Genomic DNA, 15626 nt, shown 5'->3' with positions numbered 1-15626 from the left:
CCTCATTCTGCTATCTGGAACATCGAAAACCATTCTAATAGTAGGTAAATTTATAGAACCTACAATATCAAGGCAGTCCCAACATCATGAAAAACATCGTGGTCCTAATTTCAGGTAACGGCAGTAACTTACAAGCCATTTTAGAAGCTTGTGAAAACAGCATGCCTAACGCACACGTTGCAGCAGTATTTTCTAATAAATCTGACGCATACGGTCTAGAACGTGCAAAACAGTTTAGTGTTGATGGCCACTTTGTTGACCCTAAAGCGTTCGAGTCACGCGAGGCATTCGATGCCGAGTTGATGCAACAAATTGACAAGTATCAGCCCGATGTTGTCGTTCTTGCAGGGTACATGCGCATTCTTAGCGGTGCATTTGTTTCGCACTATCTCGGTAAGATGATCAACATTCACCCTTCTCTTCTACCTAAATACCCGGGTTTACACACCCACCAGCGCGCGATTGACGCCAAAGACAAAGAGCACGGCACAAGTGTTCACTTTGTCACAGAAGAGTTAGACGGCGGTCCCGTAGTTCTGCAAGCAAAAGTGCCAGTATTTGAAGATGATGATGCTGCAGCACTCGCTGCGCGTGTACAAACTCGAGAGCACTCCATTTACCCTATCGTGACTAAGTGGCTCGTTGAAGAGCGTTTAATCATGCAAGATGGCAAAGCTTGGTTAGATGGCAAAGAACTCGGTCCTCATGGCTACGCAGCCGCTGAAGAAGAATAAGTACTTTTTAACGCAAAAAAGCCTGGCAATGCCAGGCTTTTTATTTTACGAGTCAGAAATTACCAACCAGTTACTTCACGTAGACCTTGACCGATGTCTGCTAGAGACTTAACCGTCTTAACGCCTGCCGCTTCTAGTGCAGCAAATTTGTCTTCTGCAGTACCTTTACCACCAGAGATAATCGCACCAGCGTGGCCCATACGTTTACCTGGAGGTGCAGTTACACCAGCGATGTAAGAAACAACTGGCTTAGTTACATTCTCTTTAATGAACGCTGCAGCTTCTTCTTCTGCTGTGCCACCGATTTCACCGATCATTACGATCGCTTCAGTTTCTGGGTCTTCTTGGAACAGTTTCAGGATATCAATGAAGTTTGAACCTGGGATTGGGTCACCACCGATACCAACACACGTAGACTGACCGAAGCCTTCATCTGTAGTTTGTTTAACAGCTTCGTAAGTTAGAGTACCAGAGCGTGATACGATACCTACTTTACCTTTCTTGTGGATGTGACCAGGCATGATACCGATCTTACACTCATCTGGAGTAATAACACCCGGACAGTTAGGACCGATCATACGAACGCCAGTTTCTTCTAGCTTCACTTTCACGTCGATCATATCTGTTGTAGGAATACCTTCAGTGATGGTTACGATTAGCTCGATACCCGCATCAATCGCTTCTAGGATTGCATCTTTACAGAAAGGTGCTGGAACGTAGATTACTGTTGCAGTTGCACCAGTTGCTTCTACTGCTTCGCGTACTGTGTTGAATACAGGTAGACCTAGGTGAGTTTGGCCACCTTTACCTGGAGACACACCACCAACCATTTGCGTACCGTATGCGATAGCTTGCTCTGAGTGGAAAGTACCTTGACCACCAGTGAAACCCTGACAGATTACTTTAGTGTCTTTGTTAATTAATACAGACATTATTTAGCCTCCGCAGCAGCAACAACTTTCTGAGCAGCATCCGTTAGCGACTCAGCAGCAATGATATCAACATCAGAATTAGCAAGCACTTCGCGACCTAGGTCTGCGTTAGTACCTTCTAGACGAACAACAACCGGTACGTTTACACCTACCTCTTTAACTGCACCGATAATACCTTCTGCGATCATGTCACAACGAACGATACCACCGAAGATGTTTACGAGTACCGCTTTCACGTTGTCATCAGATAGGATGATCTTAAATGCTTCAGCAACGCGTTCTTTAGTTGCGCCGCCACCTACATCTAGGAAGTTCGCTGGTTTGCCGCCGTGTAGGTTTACGATATCCATCGTACCCATTGCTAGGCCTGCACCGTTAACCATACAGCCAACGTTGCCATCTAGTGCTACGTAGTTCAGTTCCCATTGAGCTGCGTGCGCTTCACGCTCATCTTCTTGTGATGGATCGTGCATTTCACGTAGCTTAGGCTGACGGTAAAGTGCGTTTGAGTCGATGTTGATCTTACCGTCAAGACATAGCAGGTTGCCTTCAGCAGTAATCACAAGCGGGTTGATCTCTAGTAGAGCAAGGTCGTACTGAGAGAACATAGTGCCAAGACCCATAAAGATCTTAACGAATTGTTTGATTTGGTCACCTTCAAGACCAAGTTTGAACGCAAGCTCACGACCTTGGTAAGCTTGAGGGCCTACTAGTGGATCGATGGCTGCTTTGTGGATTAGCTCCGGCGTTTCTTCCGCAACTTTTTCGATTTCCACACCGCCTTCTGTAGAAGCCATGAAAACGATCTTACGGCTAGCACGGTCAACTACCGCACCTAAGTAAAGTTCGTTGGCAATGTTTGACGCTTCTTCAACAAGGATTTTTGTAACTGGCTGACCATTTGCATCTGTTTGGTAAGTTACTAGATTTTTACCTAGCCACTTTTGCGCAAACTCTTTTACACCTTCTTTAGTGTCGTGAAGCTCTACGCCACCCGCTTTACCGCGGCCACCAGCGTGAACCTGACACTTGACTACTTTCTTTGCTGTGCTGATACGGCCTGCTGCTTCAAACGCTTCTTGTGGTGTATCACATGCGTAGCCTTCTGGCACAGGCAAACCGAATTCTGCAAACAGCTGTTTGGCTTGGTATTCATGCAAATTCATTTCGATATTCCGTTTGTTTTTCCCTTGAGGGATTTATTATTTCCATAACGCTGCAGTCTTGGCTGCTTGTACGTCTGTAGGGTCTTCTCAAGTAAATCACTGAGTGATTCAAATGAAGGCCAGACGTTGAGCTAGTCTAGCCATTGAAATTTTCAACGTCTAGCCACCCAAGGTAACTAGACGTTTTAGCGATATTAAACGTCTAATAGGAGACGCGCTGGATCTTCTAGTAGCTCTTTAATCGTTACTAGGAAGCCAACTGACTCACGGCCATCGATCAAACGGTGGTCGTAAGATAGCGCTAGGTACATCATCGGTAGGATTTCAACTTTACCGTTTACTGCCATCGGGCGTTCTTGGATTTTATGCATACCAAGGATTGCCGATTGCGGTGGGTTGATGATAGGCGTAGACATTAGAGAACCGAACACACCACCGTTAGTGATAGTGAAGTTACCCCCCATCAACTCATCTACTGTTAACTTGCCATCACGACCTTTGATCGCTAGCTCTTTGATGCCTTTTTCAACATCTGCAAAACCAAGCTTGTCACAATCTTTTAGCACTGGAGTTACTAGACCACGTGGCGTTGATACCGCCATGCTAATGTCAAAGTAATTGTGGTAAACGATATCATCACCATCGATTGATGCATTTACTTCTGGGTAACGTTTTAGTGCTTCTGTCACTGCTTTCACATAGAAAGACATGAAGCCAAGACGAATACCGTGACGCTCTTCGAACTGGTCTTTGTATTGCTTACGAAGATCCATGATTGGCTTCATGTTCACTTCGTTAAACGTCGTTAGCATTGCGGTGCTGTTTTTCGCTTCCAGCAGGCGGTTTGCAACCGTCTTACGTAGGCGAGTCATTGGCACACGCTTCTCACTACGAGCGGTTGCTGGTGCTTCAACTGCTGGAGCATCAGCTTTTGGAGCCGCTTTAGCGTTTGCTAGATGCGCTTCGATATCTTCACGAGTAATACGACCGCCAACACCAGTACCTTTAACTTGGTGTGCTTCTAGACCATGTTCCGCAAGTAGACGACGAACGGCAGGGCTAAGTGCATCATTGCTTTCTTCAGTCAGTGTCGCTTTGTGACGCTTATCTGGAGAAGCTTCTGTTGCTTCTGTTTTGTCTGCGGTTGGCTCGCCCGCAACAGCGCCAGCTTTCAATTTAGCAAGAAGTTGCTTTGAAAGTACTGTTGCACCTTCTACTTCAAGAATGGCTTCTAAAACGCCGGCTTCTGGAGCTGGCACTTCTAGTACAACTTTGTCAGTTTCAATATCAACCAGAACTTCATCACGCTCTACGGTGTCGCCTGGTTGTTTGTGCCATGTCGCCACGGTTGCATCAGCAACTGATTCAGGTAAATCTGGAACCAGAATTTCAATTGTCATATCTGTTTCTTCCTTTAACTTCTAGTTCTTAGTCCGAAGTTTTTGAGTTCACGTTCAGAGCGTCTTCAACCAACGCTTTTTGTTGTTTCAAGTGCACCGACATGTAGCCAACTGCTGGCGAAGCAGAAGCTGGGCGACCTGCGTATTTAAGATCTGCACCTGCAGGAATAGCGGCACGGAAGTTATGTTGGCTACAGTACCAAGCACCTTGGTTCTGAGGCTCTTCCTGACACCACACGAAGTCTTCAACGTTAGTGTATTGAGCAATAGCCGCTTGTACTTCTTCCATCGGGAATGGGTAAAGCTGCTCAATACGCACGATTGCTACGTCTTCTTGCTCGTTGTTGCGACGCTGCTCAAGAAGGTCGAAATACACCTTACCCGAACAGAACACGACGCGTTTCACTTTGCTTGGCTCCAAGTTATCCACTTCAGGGATCGCTGCTTGGAACGTACCTTCTGCAAGGTCTTCTAGAGTCGAAGTACAAAGAGGATGACGAAGCAATGATTTAGGAGACATTACAATCAATGGTCGACGCATTGGGCGTACTACTTGACGACGAATCATGTGGTACACCTGAGCTGGCGTTGATGGTACAACGACCTGCATGTTTTGCTCAGCACACAATTGAAGGTAACGCTCTAGACGAGCAGATGAGTGCTCCGGACCTTGGCCTTCGTAACCATGAGGCAGAAGCATCGTCAGGCCGCACAAACGTCCCCACTTTTGCTCACCAGACGAAATGAATTGGTCAATAACCACTTGTGCGCCGTTAGCGAAGTCACCAAACTGCGCTTCCCAAATGGTCAAACCGCCAGGTTCAGCTGTTGCATAACCGTACTCAAATGCAAGAACAGCTTCTTCCGACAACACAGAGTCAAAAACTTGGAAAGGCCCCTGCTTGTCATGGATATTCGCTAGCGGGATGTAAGTGCTTGCATCTGATTGGTTGTGAAGAACTGAGTGACGATGGAAGAAAGTACCACGACCTGAGTCCTGACCAGAAATACGGATACGCTTACCATCGTCTACCAATGTCGCGTAAGCCAATGTTTCAGCCATACCCCAGTCAATAGCCTTCTCACCTGTCATCATTGCTAAGCGATCGTTGTACAGCTTGTTTACTCGGCTTTGCAGCTTGTGGCTTTCCGGGTACTGACATAAACGATTACCTAACTCGACAAGGCGTTGCTTATCGTAGGTCGCCTCCCATTGCATATCCCACTCGTGTCCCAAGTAAGGAGACCAGTCTACAGAATGCAATGCCATCGGACGCCACTCTTTCACCACGACTTCACCGCGGTCAAGTGCATCACGATACTCGTTCACCAACTGCGTTGCAGTTTCAATATCCGACTCATTCTTATCAATCAGAACATCGGCGTACAGTTTACGAGGAGTTGGGTGCTTTTTGATTTTTTGGTACATCAACGGCTGAGTCGCATTCGGTTCATCCGCTTCGTTGTGACCATGACGACGGTAACAGACCAAATCAATCACGACGTCACGCTTGAACTCGTTGCGGTAATCCAAGGCAATGCGAGTAACAAAAGCAACCGCTTCTGGATCATCGGCGTTAACGTGGAAAATCGGCGCCTGAACCATCTTAGCGATGTCAGTACAATACATGGTTGATCGAGTGTCACGCGGGTTAGACGTTGTAAAGCCAACCTGGTTGTTTACAACAATACGAACCGTACCGCCAACGCAGAAACCACGAGCAAGTGACATGTTGAACGTTTCAGCCACTACACCTTGGCCAGCAATCGCAGAGTCACCATGAATAGTGATAGGAAGAACTTTGCTGCAGTGGTTGTCACCCAAACGGTCTTGACGTGCACGCACGGAACCGATAACCACTGGGTTTACGATTTCTAAGTGAGATGGGTTAAACGCAAGCGCTAAGTGAACATCGCCACCAGGAGTTGCGAAGTCTGCAGAGAAACCTTGGTGGTATTTAACGTCACCGGTACCCCACGTTTCATCGTGCTTACCCGCGAACTCATCAAATAGATCTTGTGGTTTCTTACCCAGTACGTTCACCAGCATGTTCAAACGACCACGGTGAGCCATACCAATAACCACTTCACGCATGCCACTCTTACCCGCATGACGAATCAGTTCTTTCGTCATTGGGATAAGCGCATCACCACCTTCTAGAGAGAATCGCTTCGCACCAGGGAATTTTGCGCCTAAATAACGCTCAAGGCCTTCCGCTGCAGTCAACTCTTCAAGGAACGTGCGTTTTTCATCTTGGTTGAATGATGGCTGGCCTACGACAGACTCAAGACGTTGTTGGATCCAACGCTTTTGCTCTGTGTCAGTCATGTGCATGTATTCAGCACCGATGGAACCGCAGTAAGTTTTCTTGAGGGCTGCGTAGATGTCTTTCAACTTCATGGTTTCTTGCCCAACAGCAAAAGAACCTACGTTGAAAGTTTCTTCGAAGTCGTCTTCGGTAAGATTATGAAATGCTGGGTCTAGCTCCGCCACAGGTGGACGTTGCCACAGACCTAGTGGATCCAATTCTGCAGCCTCGTGTCCGCGGAAGCGGTATGCGTTGATAAGCTGTAGAACTTTTACTTGTTTTGCATCGACATCTGGGTCACTAACTTGGACATTGTAATGCTTTGTTTCTCTAGCGAGTCGTCGGAAGTAGTCACGGACACGTGAATGCGGCTGTTCTGCCACTTCTTCTGATGGCTTAGGCAAGCCCTCAAAAACACGTTTCCACTCCTCACTTACCAGATCGGGATCACTTAGATACAGTTCGTAGAGGTCCTCTACATACGTTGCATTGGCGCCAGCCAAGTGTGAAGACTCGAGCCATGCCTTCATCACGCCGTTGTGCATATTTTCCCTTAACCAGTAGTTTTCACGTTTGCTTCGGTCTTACGCCGAGCTAATAAAAGCCGACCGAAATAGCCGGCAATTTTAGTATCCTTTTACTCGTGCTTGAAGGCCGCAGCAAAGTCAGTACGTTGCGTGCTCACTTTACTGCAACTTTATGGCTTGCGAGTAATTAAACCGAGCGATTCACCAGCATCGACTTAATGTGACCGATGGCTTTCGTCGGATTTAGTCCCTTAGGACAAACACTTACACAATTCATGATGCCATGGCAACGAAAAACGCTAAATGCATCATCAAGATCAGACAAACGTTCATCTGTTGCCGTATCTCGGCTATCAATCAACCAGCGGTAAGCCGCAAGTAGGCCTGCAGGGCCAATAAACTTATCTGGGTTCCACCAGAATGACGGACAAGAAGTTGTACAACATGCACACATGATACATTCGTACAATCCATCCAAATGCGCACGCTCATCTGGAGATTGCAGGTTCTCGCGTGATGGCGGTAGAGCACCGTCATCAATTAAGAAAGGCTTAACTTTCGCATAGTTATCATAGAACTGCGTCATGTCAACGATAAGATCGCGCACTACAGGTAGACCCGGTAGAGGACGAATGACGATCTTGTCACCTTGTAGAGCCGATAATGGAGTGATACATGCCAGACCATTTTTGCCGTTCATGTTCAAACCATCAGAACCACACACACCTTCACGACAAGAACGACGGAATGCGATGCTTGGATCTTGCTCTTTTAGCAGAATCAATGCATCAAGCACCATCATGTCTGAGCCTTCGTCTACCTCAAGTGTGTACTCTTTCATGTAAGGCTTAGTATCTACGTCCGGGTTGTAACGGTACAAAGAGAAGTTCAGTTTCATAATCATATCCTCCCTTAGTATGTACGTACTTTCGGTGGGAACGCGTCACGGTGTACTGGCGTCATGTTTACATCACGCTTTGTCATCGCTTCGGTTTCCGGGTTGTAGATAGAGTGGCATAGCCAGTTCTCATCATCACGCTCAGGGAAGTCGAAGCGAGCATGAGCACCACGGCTTTCTGTACGGTAGTTTGCTGCAACTGCTGTTGAGAACGCGGTTTCCATCAGGTTATCTAGTTCTAGACACTCAATACGTTGCGTGTTGAACTCAGAAGATTTGTCGGCTAAGTGAGCATCTTTCAAACGTTCACGAATTACCTTCAACTCTTCTAGGCCCGTCGCCATTGCATCACCTTCGCGGAATACCGAGAAGCTGTTTTGCATACAGCGTTGTAGGTCTTTACGGATTTGTACTGGATCTTCGCCACCAGTGCTGTTTTCCCAACGCATAGTGCGCGCTAGAGAAGCTTCGATGTCTGATTCAGTTGCAGGGCGAGCTTCAACTTGAGCAGCAAGAGTCTCACCTAGGTGTAGGCCTGTTGCACGACCAAATACCACCAAGTCTAGTAGTGAGTTACCACCTAGACGGTTTGCACCGTGTACAGATACAGAAGCAATTTCACCACAAGCGTATAGACCTTGAACTTCCGCTTCGCTGCCATCCGCAAGTTGCTTAATCGCTTGACCAGAAACTTGAGTTGGAACACCACCCATCATGTAGTGACAAGTTGGAATTACTGGAATTGGTTCTTTCACTGGATCAACGTGTGCGAATGTACGAGACAGTTCACAGATACCTGGCAAACGTGATTCAAGTACTTCTTTGCCAAGGTGATCAAGTTTCAACTTGATATGTGGACCCCAAGGGCCATCACAACCGCGGCCTTCACGGATTTCAATCATCATAGAGCGAGCAACAACGTCGCGACCAGCAAGGTCTTTCGCGTTTGGAGCGTAACGTTCCATAAAGCGTTCGCCGTCTTTGTTTAGAAGGTAACCACCTTCACCACGACAGCCTTCTGTCACAAGAACACCCGCGCCAGCAATACCCGTTGGGTGGAACTGCCACATTTCCATGTCTTGCATTGGAACGCCTGCACGAAGTGCCATACCAACGCCATCACCCGTGTTGATGTGCGCGTTAGTTGTCGATGCGTAAATACGACCTGCACCACCAGTAGCTAGAATTGTTGCTTTCGATTTGAAGTAACAGATTTCACCCGTTTCCATACAGATCGCAGTACAACCCATGATTGCGCCATCTTGGTTTTTCACAAGATCCAAAGCGTACCATTCAGAAAAGATGGTTGTCTTATGTTTGACGTTTTGTTGGTAAAGCGTATGAAGAAGAGCGTGACCTGTACGGTCTGCTGCAGCTGCTGTGCGCGCCGCCTGCTCACCACCAAACTCTTTTGACTGACCGCCGAATGGACGTTGGTAGATTGTACCGTTATCAAAACGAGAGAATGGAAGACCCATTTTTTCTAGCTCGATAACTGACTCAGGACCATTTTTACACATGTATTCAATCGCGTTCTGGTCACCAATGTAATCAGAACCTTTTACTGTGTCGTACATGTGCCATTGCCAATCGTCCTTATGCGAGTTACCAAGCGCAACTGTGATACCGCCTTGAGCAGATACAGTATGAGAACGGGTTGGGAATACTTTAGACAACAAAGCACAAGAAAGGCCTTGTTCCGAAATTTGTAGTGCAGCGCGCATACCTGCACCACCAGCGCCGATTACTACGGCATCAAACTCACGAACTGGAATAGACACTTACGCACCCCACAGAATAAATAGACCAGAGAAGACATAACCGAATAAAACGGCAATTACACCAAGTTGAAGTGCACCACGAAGTTTCGCGCACTTAATGTAGTCGGTGAACACTTGCCACATACCGATCCATGCATGAATCAGAACAGATGCAAGCGCCAACATGGTGAAGACTTTGGTGAAAGTACCACCAAAGAATTGGGTCCATGATGCGTAAGAGATATCTGAAAATGCACAGAAGCTAACCAGATAAATCGTGTATAGCGTCATAATGATGGCTGTTGCACGAATCAGTAGGAAATCGTGTACACCATTACGACCAAATGAAGATACGTGTTTTACCATACCAAGATCCCCGCCAATAGTGATAATACTGCAGTTGCACCAAAGGCAACTTTCGCGCTCATCGCGCCTGAATCTAGTTCTTCAAAATGACCTAGATCCATCAGCAAATGACGAATACCACCAGCGATGTGGTAGGCAAGTGCAGTCAGGATACCCCACAGGATGAATTTTACGAAGAAGCCATCAACGATATCTGCGGCTTCCATAAAACCCATAGGGGATGACAGAGAAATGGACAGTAACCAAAGTAATATACCCACCGCAACAAACGTAATTACCCCAGACACACGGTGCAGGATCGATGCGATTGCTGTGATAGGAAAGCGAATGGTCTGTAAATCTAAATTAACAGGTCTTGACTTTCTTTCTTTCACGGGCTTGCTCACTCAGCTCCATTGAGCATTTATTGTTATAACCAATTTCAGCTTCCAAACGTACAAAAGTTAACATTTGATTAACAAATTATCACAATAAGCTCAGAGATAATTGTAAACACTTTGTTAACAATCGGAGTCCACAAACAAACCTCACTTTTGTTTCTAGCCCCGAATTTATAAGGATTTAACTAAAATTTTCTTTGCCAATATACGGCGAGCAACATTCTAATACAATTGGTGTAACAAATTATGCTACATAGAACAGATTTTTAACGATTTTCATGAGAAAAATCATAACAAGTGCACACAAAGATGGAGAAAAATTGACTTTAAGCTTTAACAACAGTACAAAAATGGCACATAAACATCCTGGACGGATTAAATAATAAACAAAGGAGATTGTTATGGCGGATAAGAAAGCGACCCTTCATGTTGAAGGTCAAGCGCCAATCGAACTGCCAATTATGGACGGTACGCTAGGTACACCTGTAATTGACGTTCGTAAACTGGGAGCCAATGGTTACTTTACTTTTGACCCAGGTTTTCTTGCCACTGCATCTTGTGAATCATCAATCACTTACATCGATGGCGGCAAAGGTATTCTTTTGCACCGCGGTTACCCGATTGATCAATTAGCCAATAACGCAGATTACCTAGAAGTATGTTACATCCTTCTTTACGGTGAAGCCCCTACCCGAGAACAATACGAGCAATTCAAAACGACTGTTACTCGTCACACAATGGTACACGAGCAAATCGCAAGCTTCTTCCATGGCTTCCGTCGTGATGCTCACCCAATGGCAGTAATGTGTGGTGTGGTTGGTGCTCTTGCAGCCTTCTACCACGATTCACTTGATATCAATAACGACGAGCACCGTGAAATTGCGGCTTATCGTCTGCTATCTAAAATGCCAACTCTGGCTGCAATGTGTTTCAAATACTCTGTTGGTCAGCCATTTATCTACCCACGCAACGATTTGAGCTACGCGGAAAACTTCCTACACATGATGTTTGCTAACCCATGCGAAGAGTATGAAGTGAACCCTGTTGTTGCTCGTGCGATGGATAAAATCTTCACACTTCACGCAGATCACGAGCAAAACGCGTCGACATCAACAGTCCGTTTAGCAGGTTCTTCTGGTGCAAACCCATTCGCATGTATTGCCGCTGGTATCGCATCACTTTGGGGCCCAGCTCACGGTGGCGCAAACGAAGCATGTCTGAAGATGCTAGAAGAAATCGGCAGCGTGGATAACATTCCAGAATACGTGGAACGTGCGAAAGATAAAGATGACCCATTCCGTTTGATGGGCTTCGGTCACCGTGTTTACAAGAACTACGATCCACGTGCGACCGTAATGCGCGAAACATGTCACGAAGTTCTAAAAGAGCTGAACATTAAAGATCCTCTGCTGGATGTAGCAATGGAACTTGAGCGTATCGCTCTTTCTGACGAATACTTTGTTTCTAAGAAACTGTACCCGAACGTAGATTTCTATTCAGGTATCATTCTGAAAGCGATCGGTATTCCTGTATCAATGTTTACGGTTATCTTCGCGATTTCTCGTACTATTGGTTGGATTGCCCACTGGAACGAGATGCACAGCGATCCACTAAACCGTATCGGTCGTCCACGTCAGCTTTACAAAGGCGAAACGCAACGTGAATTTTCGCCGCTTCATGAGCGCGAATAATCGTTACTAGAGTTATCAAATAAACAAAAGGGTTGAGATGTAAGTCTCAACCCTTTTTAGTTTTAACGATAAAAATACACGCTACACTGGATTATCAATATCCACAAACTCGACATCTAAACCGTATTCATCGGCTAACCACTTACCAAGTGCTTTGATGCCATAACGCTCTGTTGCATGGTGACCCGCAGCAAAATAGTGGATATCCATCTCACGAGCGGTGTAAGTTGTTCGCTCCGAAATTTCGCCAGAAATGAACGCATCTAATCCATGCTGAACCGCAAGTTCAATGAAATCTTGTCCACCGCCAGTACACCAACCAACGGTTTCGATCATTTTCTCCGCATTATCTGGAGCGATATGTAGAGGCTCTCGATTAAGTGCTTGGTTGATCTTGCTCGCAAATTGAGAACCAGTCATCGGTTTTTTCAAGCGTCCAAATAGGGCGACAGACTGCGGATGACCTTCTAACCCACCGTCGATTTCAATATCAAGAAGACGAGCAAGCTCTGCGTTGTTACCAAGTTCAGGATGAATGTCGAGCGGTAGATGGTAGCCGTACAGATTAATGTCACTTTTAATTAGGCTACGAATGCGCTTACCTTTCATACCGCGAATGGGTTCTGGCTCCCCTTTCCAAAAATAACCATGGTGGACCAATAACGCATCGGCTCTGAGTTCAATCGCTTTATCAATTAATGCTTGAGAAGCAGTTACTCCAGTAACTACGCGCTTGATCTGTGGACAGCCTTCAACCTGTAAGCCATTTGGCGCGTAATCTTTAATTAACTCGGGCGAGAGTTTGCTGTTAAGAATCTTTTCTAACTGTAAATTATTCATTATCACTTCCAATTTCGAGCGAGTACCTCAAAGTGTATATCGAACTATGACACTGATGCTAGCTACCCTATTCTACTAACCAAATTTAGTTACAATAACGAGGCTCGCTGCTTTATCAACATCACTAAGGAATCAGGATGAATCAACTGCAACGTCTTTATCAATGGATCACATCTTCTCCTCCTCTTTTTCAGTTGCTCCCTCCTTTTGCTACATTGGAAGACTTATCGATTAAACCTCTGGATGAATCTGAAGAGTACCAAGGGAACCCGAGACTGGGTTTTTTGTATCAGCATTTATGTACCGCTGCACTTGCTAATTCAGAAGAATATGAAATTCTTGCAGAAGAAATTCAACTCAACGATAGCGACGGAAAAACCATTGGTGCGATAGATCTCATACTCAAAAATAGAACATTGGACCAACTAGAACATTGGGAAGTAGCGATTAAGTTTTATCTTTTACATGAAGGTGTTTGGTATGGCCCTAACGCGCACGATCAATTGCATACAAAACTGGATAGAATGCTCTCCCACCAATTGAAAATGAGCGAAAGGCCTGAATTTAGACAAATGCTTCCTCTGGATCAGTCTCCAAAGGAACGCTTGTTGATGCAAGGGCGACTTTACATCAATCCATTTTCTAATGAAGTACCACCGAAAGAGTGCTTAGGCTTTGCTCTCAATCCAAGGCAAATCAGTGGATATTGGTGTTATCAAAGCCAATGGAGTTTGATCAATAAACCGCTTTACCACTTAAGCAAACCCAACTGGGCTATTGGTACGGATGATTTTTCTCAGCCGATTGAAAAACCAATGGAGCGATTTGAGCATGCACAAACAGCAGATGGCGAGTTCTGGTTTATCGTGCCAGATAATTGGCCACAAAATCCAAACGCTCATAAATAGAGAGTTAACGACGAGTTGTAAAAAAGGCGACCATCTGGTCGCCTTTTTGTCAGAGTAGGTTTAATTACAAACCTGCAGCTGCAAATACTTGATTCACAATTTCTTGTGCTTCAGTTTCAATTTGTTTGAGGTGTTCTTCACCCTTGAAGCTCTCACAATAGATTTTGTAGATGTCTTCCGTACCCGATGGACGAGCAGCAAACCAACCATTTTCAGTCGTCACTTTTAATCCGCCAATCGCCGCACCGTTACCAGGAGCGTGTGTTAGACGCGCCGTAATCGGATCACCTGCCAGTGTTTCTGCTGCAACCATTTCTGGCGACAGTTTCTTCAACACATCTTTTTGAGGTCCATTCGCTACCGCTTGAATACGATTGTACTTAGACTCACCGTGTTTAGCGGCAAGCTCTTCGTAGTACTCTTGTGGGTTTTTACCCGTTACCGCAGTAATCTCAGCCGCTAACAAACATAGTAAGATGCCGTCTTTGTCTGTTGACCATGGTGTTCCATCTTTACGTAGGAAAGAGGCACCTGCGCTCTCTTCACCACCAAAACCAAACTTGCCAGTGTAAAGGCCATCGACAAACCACTTGAAGCCGACAGGCACTTCACACAGTTCGCGACCTAAGTCTGCTACTACTCGGTCGATAAGTGCACTTGAAACCAGCGTCTTACCAACAGCAACATCTTTACCCCACGCCTCACGATGACGGTATAGGTAGTCGATACAAACCGCTAAGAAATGGTTCGGGTTCATCAAACCTTTCGGCGTCACGATACCATGACGGTCATAGTCTGGATCATTACCAAACGCAAGATCGTATTCATCTTTCAGGGCTAGCAGACCAGCCATTGCGTATGGAGAAGAACAGTCCATACGAACCACGCCGTCCTTATCAAGCGACATGAACTGGAATGATGGGTCAATCGCTTCGCTGACCAAGGTCAGATCTAAGTTGTATGCTTGGCCGATTTGACGCCAGTAATCAATGCCGCTGCCACCAAGTGGATCCACACCAATTTTCAACTTCGATTTCTGGATCGCTTCCATATCGATAACATTTACTAAGTCATCGATGTAAGGCTTCACCAAATCCATCTCTACGAATAGCTCAGATGCTTTCGCTTCTGCTAGCGCTAGACGCTTCACATCTTTTAGGCCACCAGCAATGATCTCGTTCGCACGATCTTCAATCGCTTGAGTCAATTCAGCTTCTGCTGGACCACCATGTGTTGGATTGTACTTAATACCGCCATCTTGTGGTGGATTATGAGACGGTGTGATAACGATGCCATCCGCTTTCTCATCATGCTTTAGATTGTAAGTTAAAATAGCGTGAGAAATGCCAGGTGTTGGTGTGTAGCCATTATCCTGCTGTACGATGACTTTTACACCATTCGCAATCAAAACTTCGATTACGCTTGAAAACGCAGGTTCTGACAACGCGTGGGTATCTTTGCCCACAAACAACGGCCCTGTAGTCCCCTGCTTGGCACGTACTTCTGCAACTGCTTGTGCGATAGCAAGAATGTGGTTTTCATTAAAAGTTTGCTTGTCTGCTGTGCCACGGTGACCAGAAGTACCGAATTGAACCTTATGTTCCGCATTATTAGCATCAGGCTGAAGTAAGAAGTAGTTTGCAACTAACGCTGGAATATTATGGAGATCTTCCTGCTGCGCTTTTTGCCCAGCACGAGGGTGCATAGCCATGTTT

13 protein-coding genes are annotated in these 15626 nt (G+C 45.9%); 3 read left to right on the top strand and 10 right to left on the bottom strand.

What is annotated here, in order from left to right; genetic code table 11:
- Nucleotides 1-86: 86 nt before the first annotated feature.
- Nucleotides 87-734: a phosphoribosylglycinamide formyltransferase gene (gene purN / locus ACF8OV_RS15665; RefSeq protein WP_053315620.1), complete on the top strand. Its 648-nt coding sequence runs from the start codon at nt 87-89 to the stop codon at nt 732-734.
- Nucleotides 735-793: 59 nt separating this feature from the next.
- Here purN and sucD read toward each other — a convergent pair whose 3' ends face one another.
- From sucD to sdhC, 8 genes are all read right to left on the bottom strand, one after another.
- Nucleotides 794-1666, bottom strand: a complete 873-nt coding sequence (sucD, locus tag ACF8OV_RS15660) for a succinate--CoA ligase subunit alpha (RefSeq protein ID WP_005486020.1) — start codon at nt 1664-1666, stop codon at nt 794-796.
- A complete protein-coding gene (sucC, locus tag ACF8OV_RS15655; RefSeq protein WP_005496074.1) occupies nt 1666-2832 on the bottom strand; it encodes an ADP-forming succinate--CoA ligase subunit beta in 1167 nt (388 codons plus the stop codon). Before sucC ends, sucD begins: the two co-directional genes overlap by 1 nt.
- 194 nt (nt 2833-3026) lie before the next feature.
- Nucleotides 3027-4232 carry a 2-oxoglutarate dehydrogenase complex dihydrolipoyllysine-residue succinyltransferase gene (odhB, locus tag ACF8OV_RS15650; protein WP_005455502.1) on the bottom strand — a complete coding sequence of 402 codons (1206 nt, stop codon included), beginning with the start codon at nt 4230-4232 and terminating at the stop codon, nt 3027-3029.
- 28 nt (nt 4233-4260) lie between these two features.
- Complete coding sequence (gene sucA, locus ACF8OV_RS15645; protein ID WP_392404384.1) at nt 4261-7086, bottom strand: 2-oxoglutarate dehydrogenase E1 component; 2826 nt, start codon at nt 7084-7086, stop codon at nt 4261-4263.
- A gap of 169 nt (nt 7087-7255) precedes the next feature.
- Nucleotides 7256-7966 carry a succinate dehydrogenase iron-sulfur subunit gene (locus ACF8OV_RS15640; protein WP_005455467.1) on the bottom strand — a complete coding sequence of 237 codons (711 nt, stop codon included), beginning with the start codon at nt 7964-7966 and terminating at the stop codon, nt 7256-7258.
- A gap of 14 nt (nt 7967-7980) precedes the next feature.
- Nucleotides 7981-9747, bottom strand: coding sequence for a succinate dehydrogenase flavoprotein subunit (sdhA, locus tag ACF8OV_RS15635; protein WP_005455465.1), 1767 nt, complete (start codon nt 9745-9747; stop codon nt 7981-7983).
- Nucleotides 9748-10092: a succinate dehydrogenase, hydrophobic membrane anchor protein gene (gene sdhD, locus ACF8OV_RS15630; RefSeq protein WP_005455480.1), complete on the bottom strand. Its 345-nt coding sequence runs from the start codon at nt 10090-10092 to the stop codon at nt 9748-9750.
- Nucleotides 10086-10478: a succinate dehydrogenase cytochrome b556 subunit gene (gene sdhC, locus ACF8OV_RS15625; RefSeq protein ID WP_005496079.1), complete on the bottom strand. Its 393-nt coding sequence runs from the start codon at nt 10476-10478 to the stop codon at nt 10086-10088. Before sdhC ends, sdhD begins: the two co-directional genes overlap by 7 nt.
- A gap of 395 nt (nt 10479-10873) precedes the next feature.
- Between sdhC and ACF8OV_RS15620 the strand changes: the two genes are divergently transcribed.
- Entirely contained in the window at nt 10874-12163 is a 1290-nt protein-coding gene (locus tag ACF8OV_RS15620) for a citrate synthase (RefSeq protein ID WP_005455487.1), read from the top strand.
- Nucleotides 12164-12244: 81 nt separating this feature from the next.
- On the opposite strand, the gene ACF8OV_RS15615 is transcribed toward ACF8OV_RS15620, so the two are convergent.
- Nucleotides 12245-13003 carry a Nif3-like dinuclear metal center hexameric protein gene (locus ACF8OV_RS15615; RefSeq protein ID WP_021449633.1) on the bottom strand — a complete coding sequence of 253 codons (759 nt, stop codon included), beginning with the start codon at nt 13001-13003 and terminating at the stop codon, nt 12245-12247.
- Nucleotides 13004-13140: 137 nt separating this feature from the next.
- Between ACF8OV_RS15615 and ACF8OV_RS15610 the strand changes: the two genes are divergently transcribed.
- A complete protein-coding gene (locus tag ACF8OV_RS15610) occupies nt 13141-13911 on the top strand; it encodes a DUF1853 family protein (RefSeq protein WP_075110759.1) in 771 nt (256 codons plus the stop codon).
- Nucleotides 13912-13975: 64 nt separating this feature from the next.
- Here ACF8OV_RS15610 and pgm read toward each other — a convergent pair whose 3' ends face one another.
- Entirely contained in the window at nt 13976-15622 is a 1647-nt protein-coding gene (pgm, locus tag ACF8OV_RS15605; RefSeq protein ID WP_025508494.1) for a phosphoglucomutase (alpha-D-glucose-1,6-bisphosphate-dependent), read from the bottom strand.
- Nucleotides 15623-15626: the final 4 nt, after the last annotated feature.

The organism is Vibrio sp. GLN_1 (genome assembly GCF_043106015.1).
In the GTDB taxonomy this organism is placed as follows: Bacteria; Pseudomonadota; Gammaproteobacteria; order Enterobacterales; family Vibrionaceae; genus Vibrio; species Vibrio parahaemolyticus.
The sequence above is the reverse complement of the archived record's forward strand: the minus strand, read 5'-3'. Positions and strand labels throughout refer to the sequence as shown.

Coding starts and splice junctions, on each gene's coding strand:
- odhB (WP_005455502.1), bottom strand. CDS start 4,232: ATGACAATTGAAATTCTGGTTCCAGATTTACCTGAATCAGTTGCTGAT.
- purN (WP_053315620.1), top strand. CDS start 87: ATGAAAAACATCGTGGTCCTAATTTCAGGTAACGGCAGTAACTTACAA.
- sucC (WP_005496074.1), bottom strand. CDS start 2,832: ATGAATTTGCATGAATACCAAGCCAAACAGCTGTTTGCAGAATTCGGT.
- ACF8OV_RS15620 (WP_005455487.1), top strand. CDS start 10,874: ATGGCGGATAAGAAAGCGACCCTTCATGTTGAAGGTCAAGCGCCAATC.
- ACF8OV_RS15640 (WP_005455467.1), bottom strand. CDS start 7,966: ATGAAACTGAACTTCTCTTTGTACCGTTACAACCCGGACGTAGATACT.
- pgm (WP_025508494.1), bottom strand. CDS start 15,622: ATGGCTATGCACCCTCGTGCTGGGCAAAAAGCGCAGCAGGAAGATCTC.
- sdhD (WP_005455480.1), bottom strand. CDS start 10,092: ATGGTAAAACACGTATCTTCATTTGGTCGTAATGGTGTACACGATTTC.
- ACF8OV_RS15610 (WP_075110759.1), top strand. CDS start 13,141: ATGAATCAACTGCAACGTCTTTATCAATGGATCACATCTTCTCCTCCT.
- sucA (WP_392404384.1), bottom strand. CDS start 7,086: ATGCACAACGGCGTGATGAAGGCATGGCTCGAGTCTTCACACTTGGCT.
- sucD (WP_005486020.1), bottom strand. CDS start 1,666: ATGTCTGTATTAATTAACAAAGACACTAAAGTAATCTGTCAGGGTTTC.
- ACF8OV_RS15615 (WP_021449633.1), bottom strand. CDS start 13,003: ATGAATAATTTACAGTTAGAAAAGATTCTTAACAGCAAACTCTCGCCC.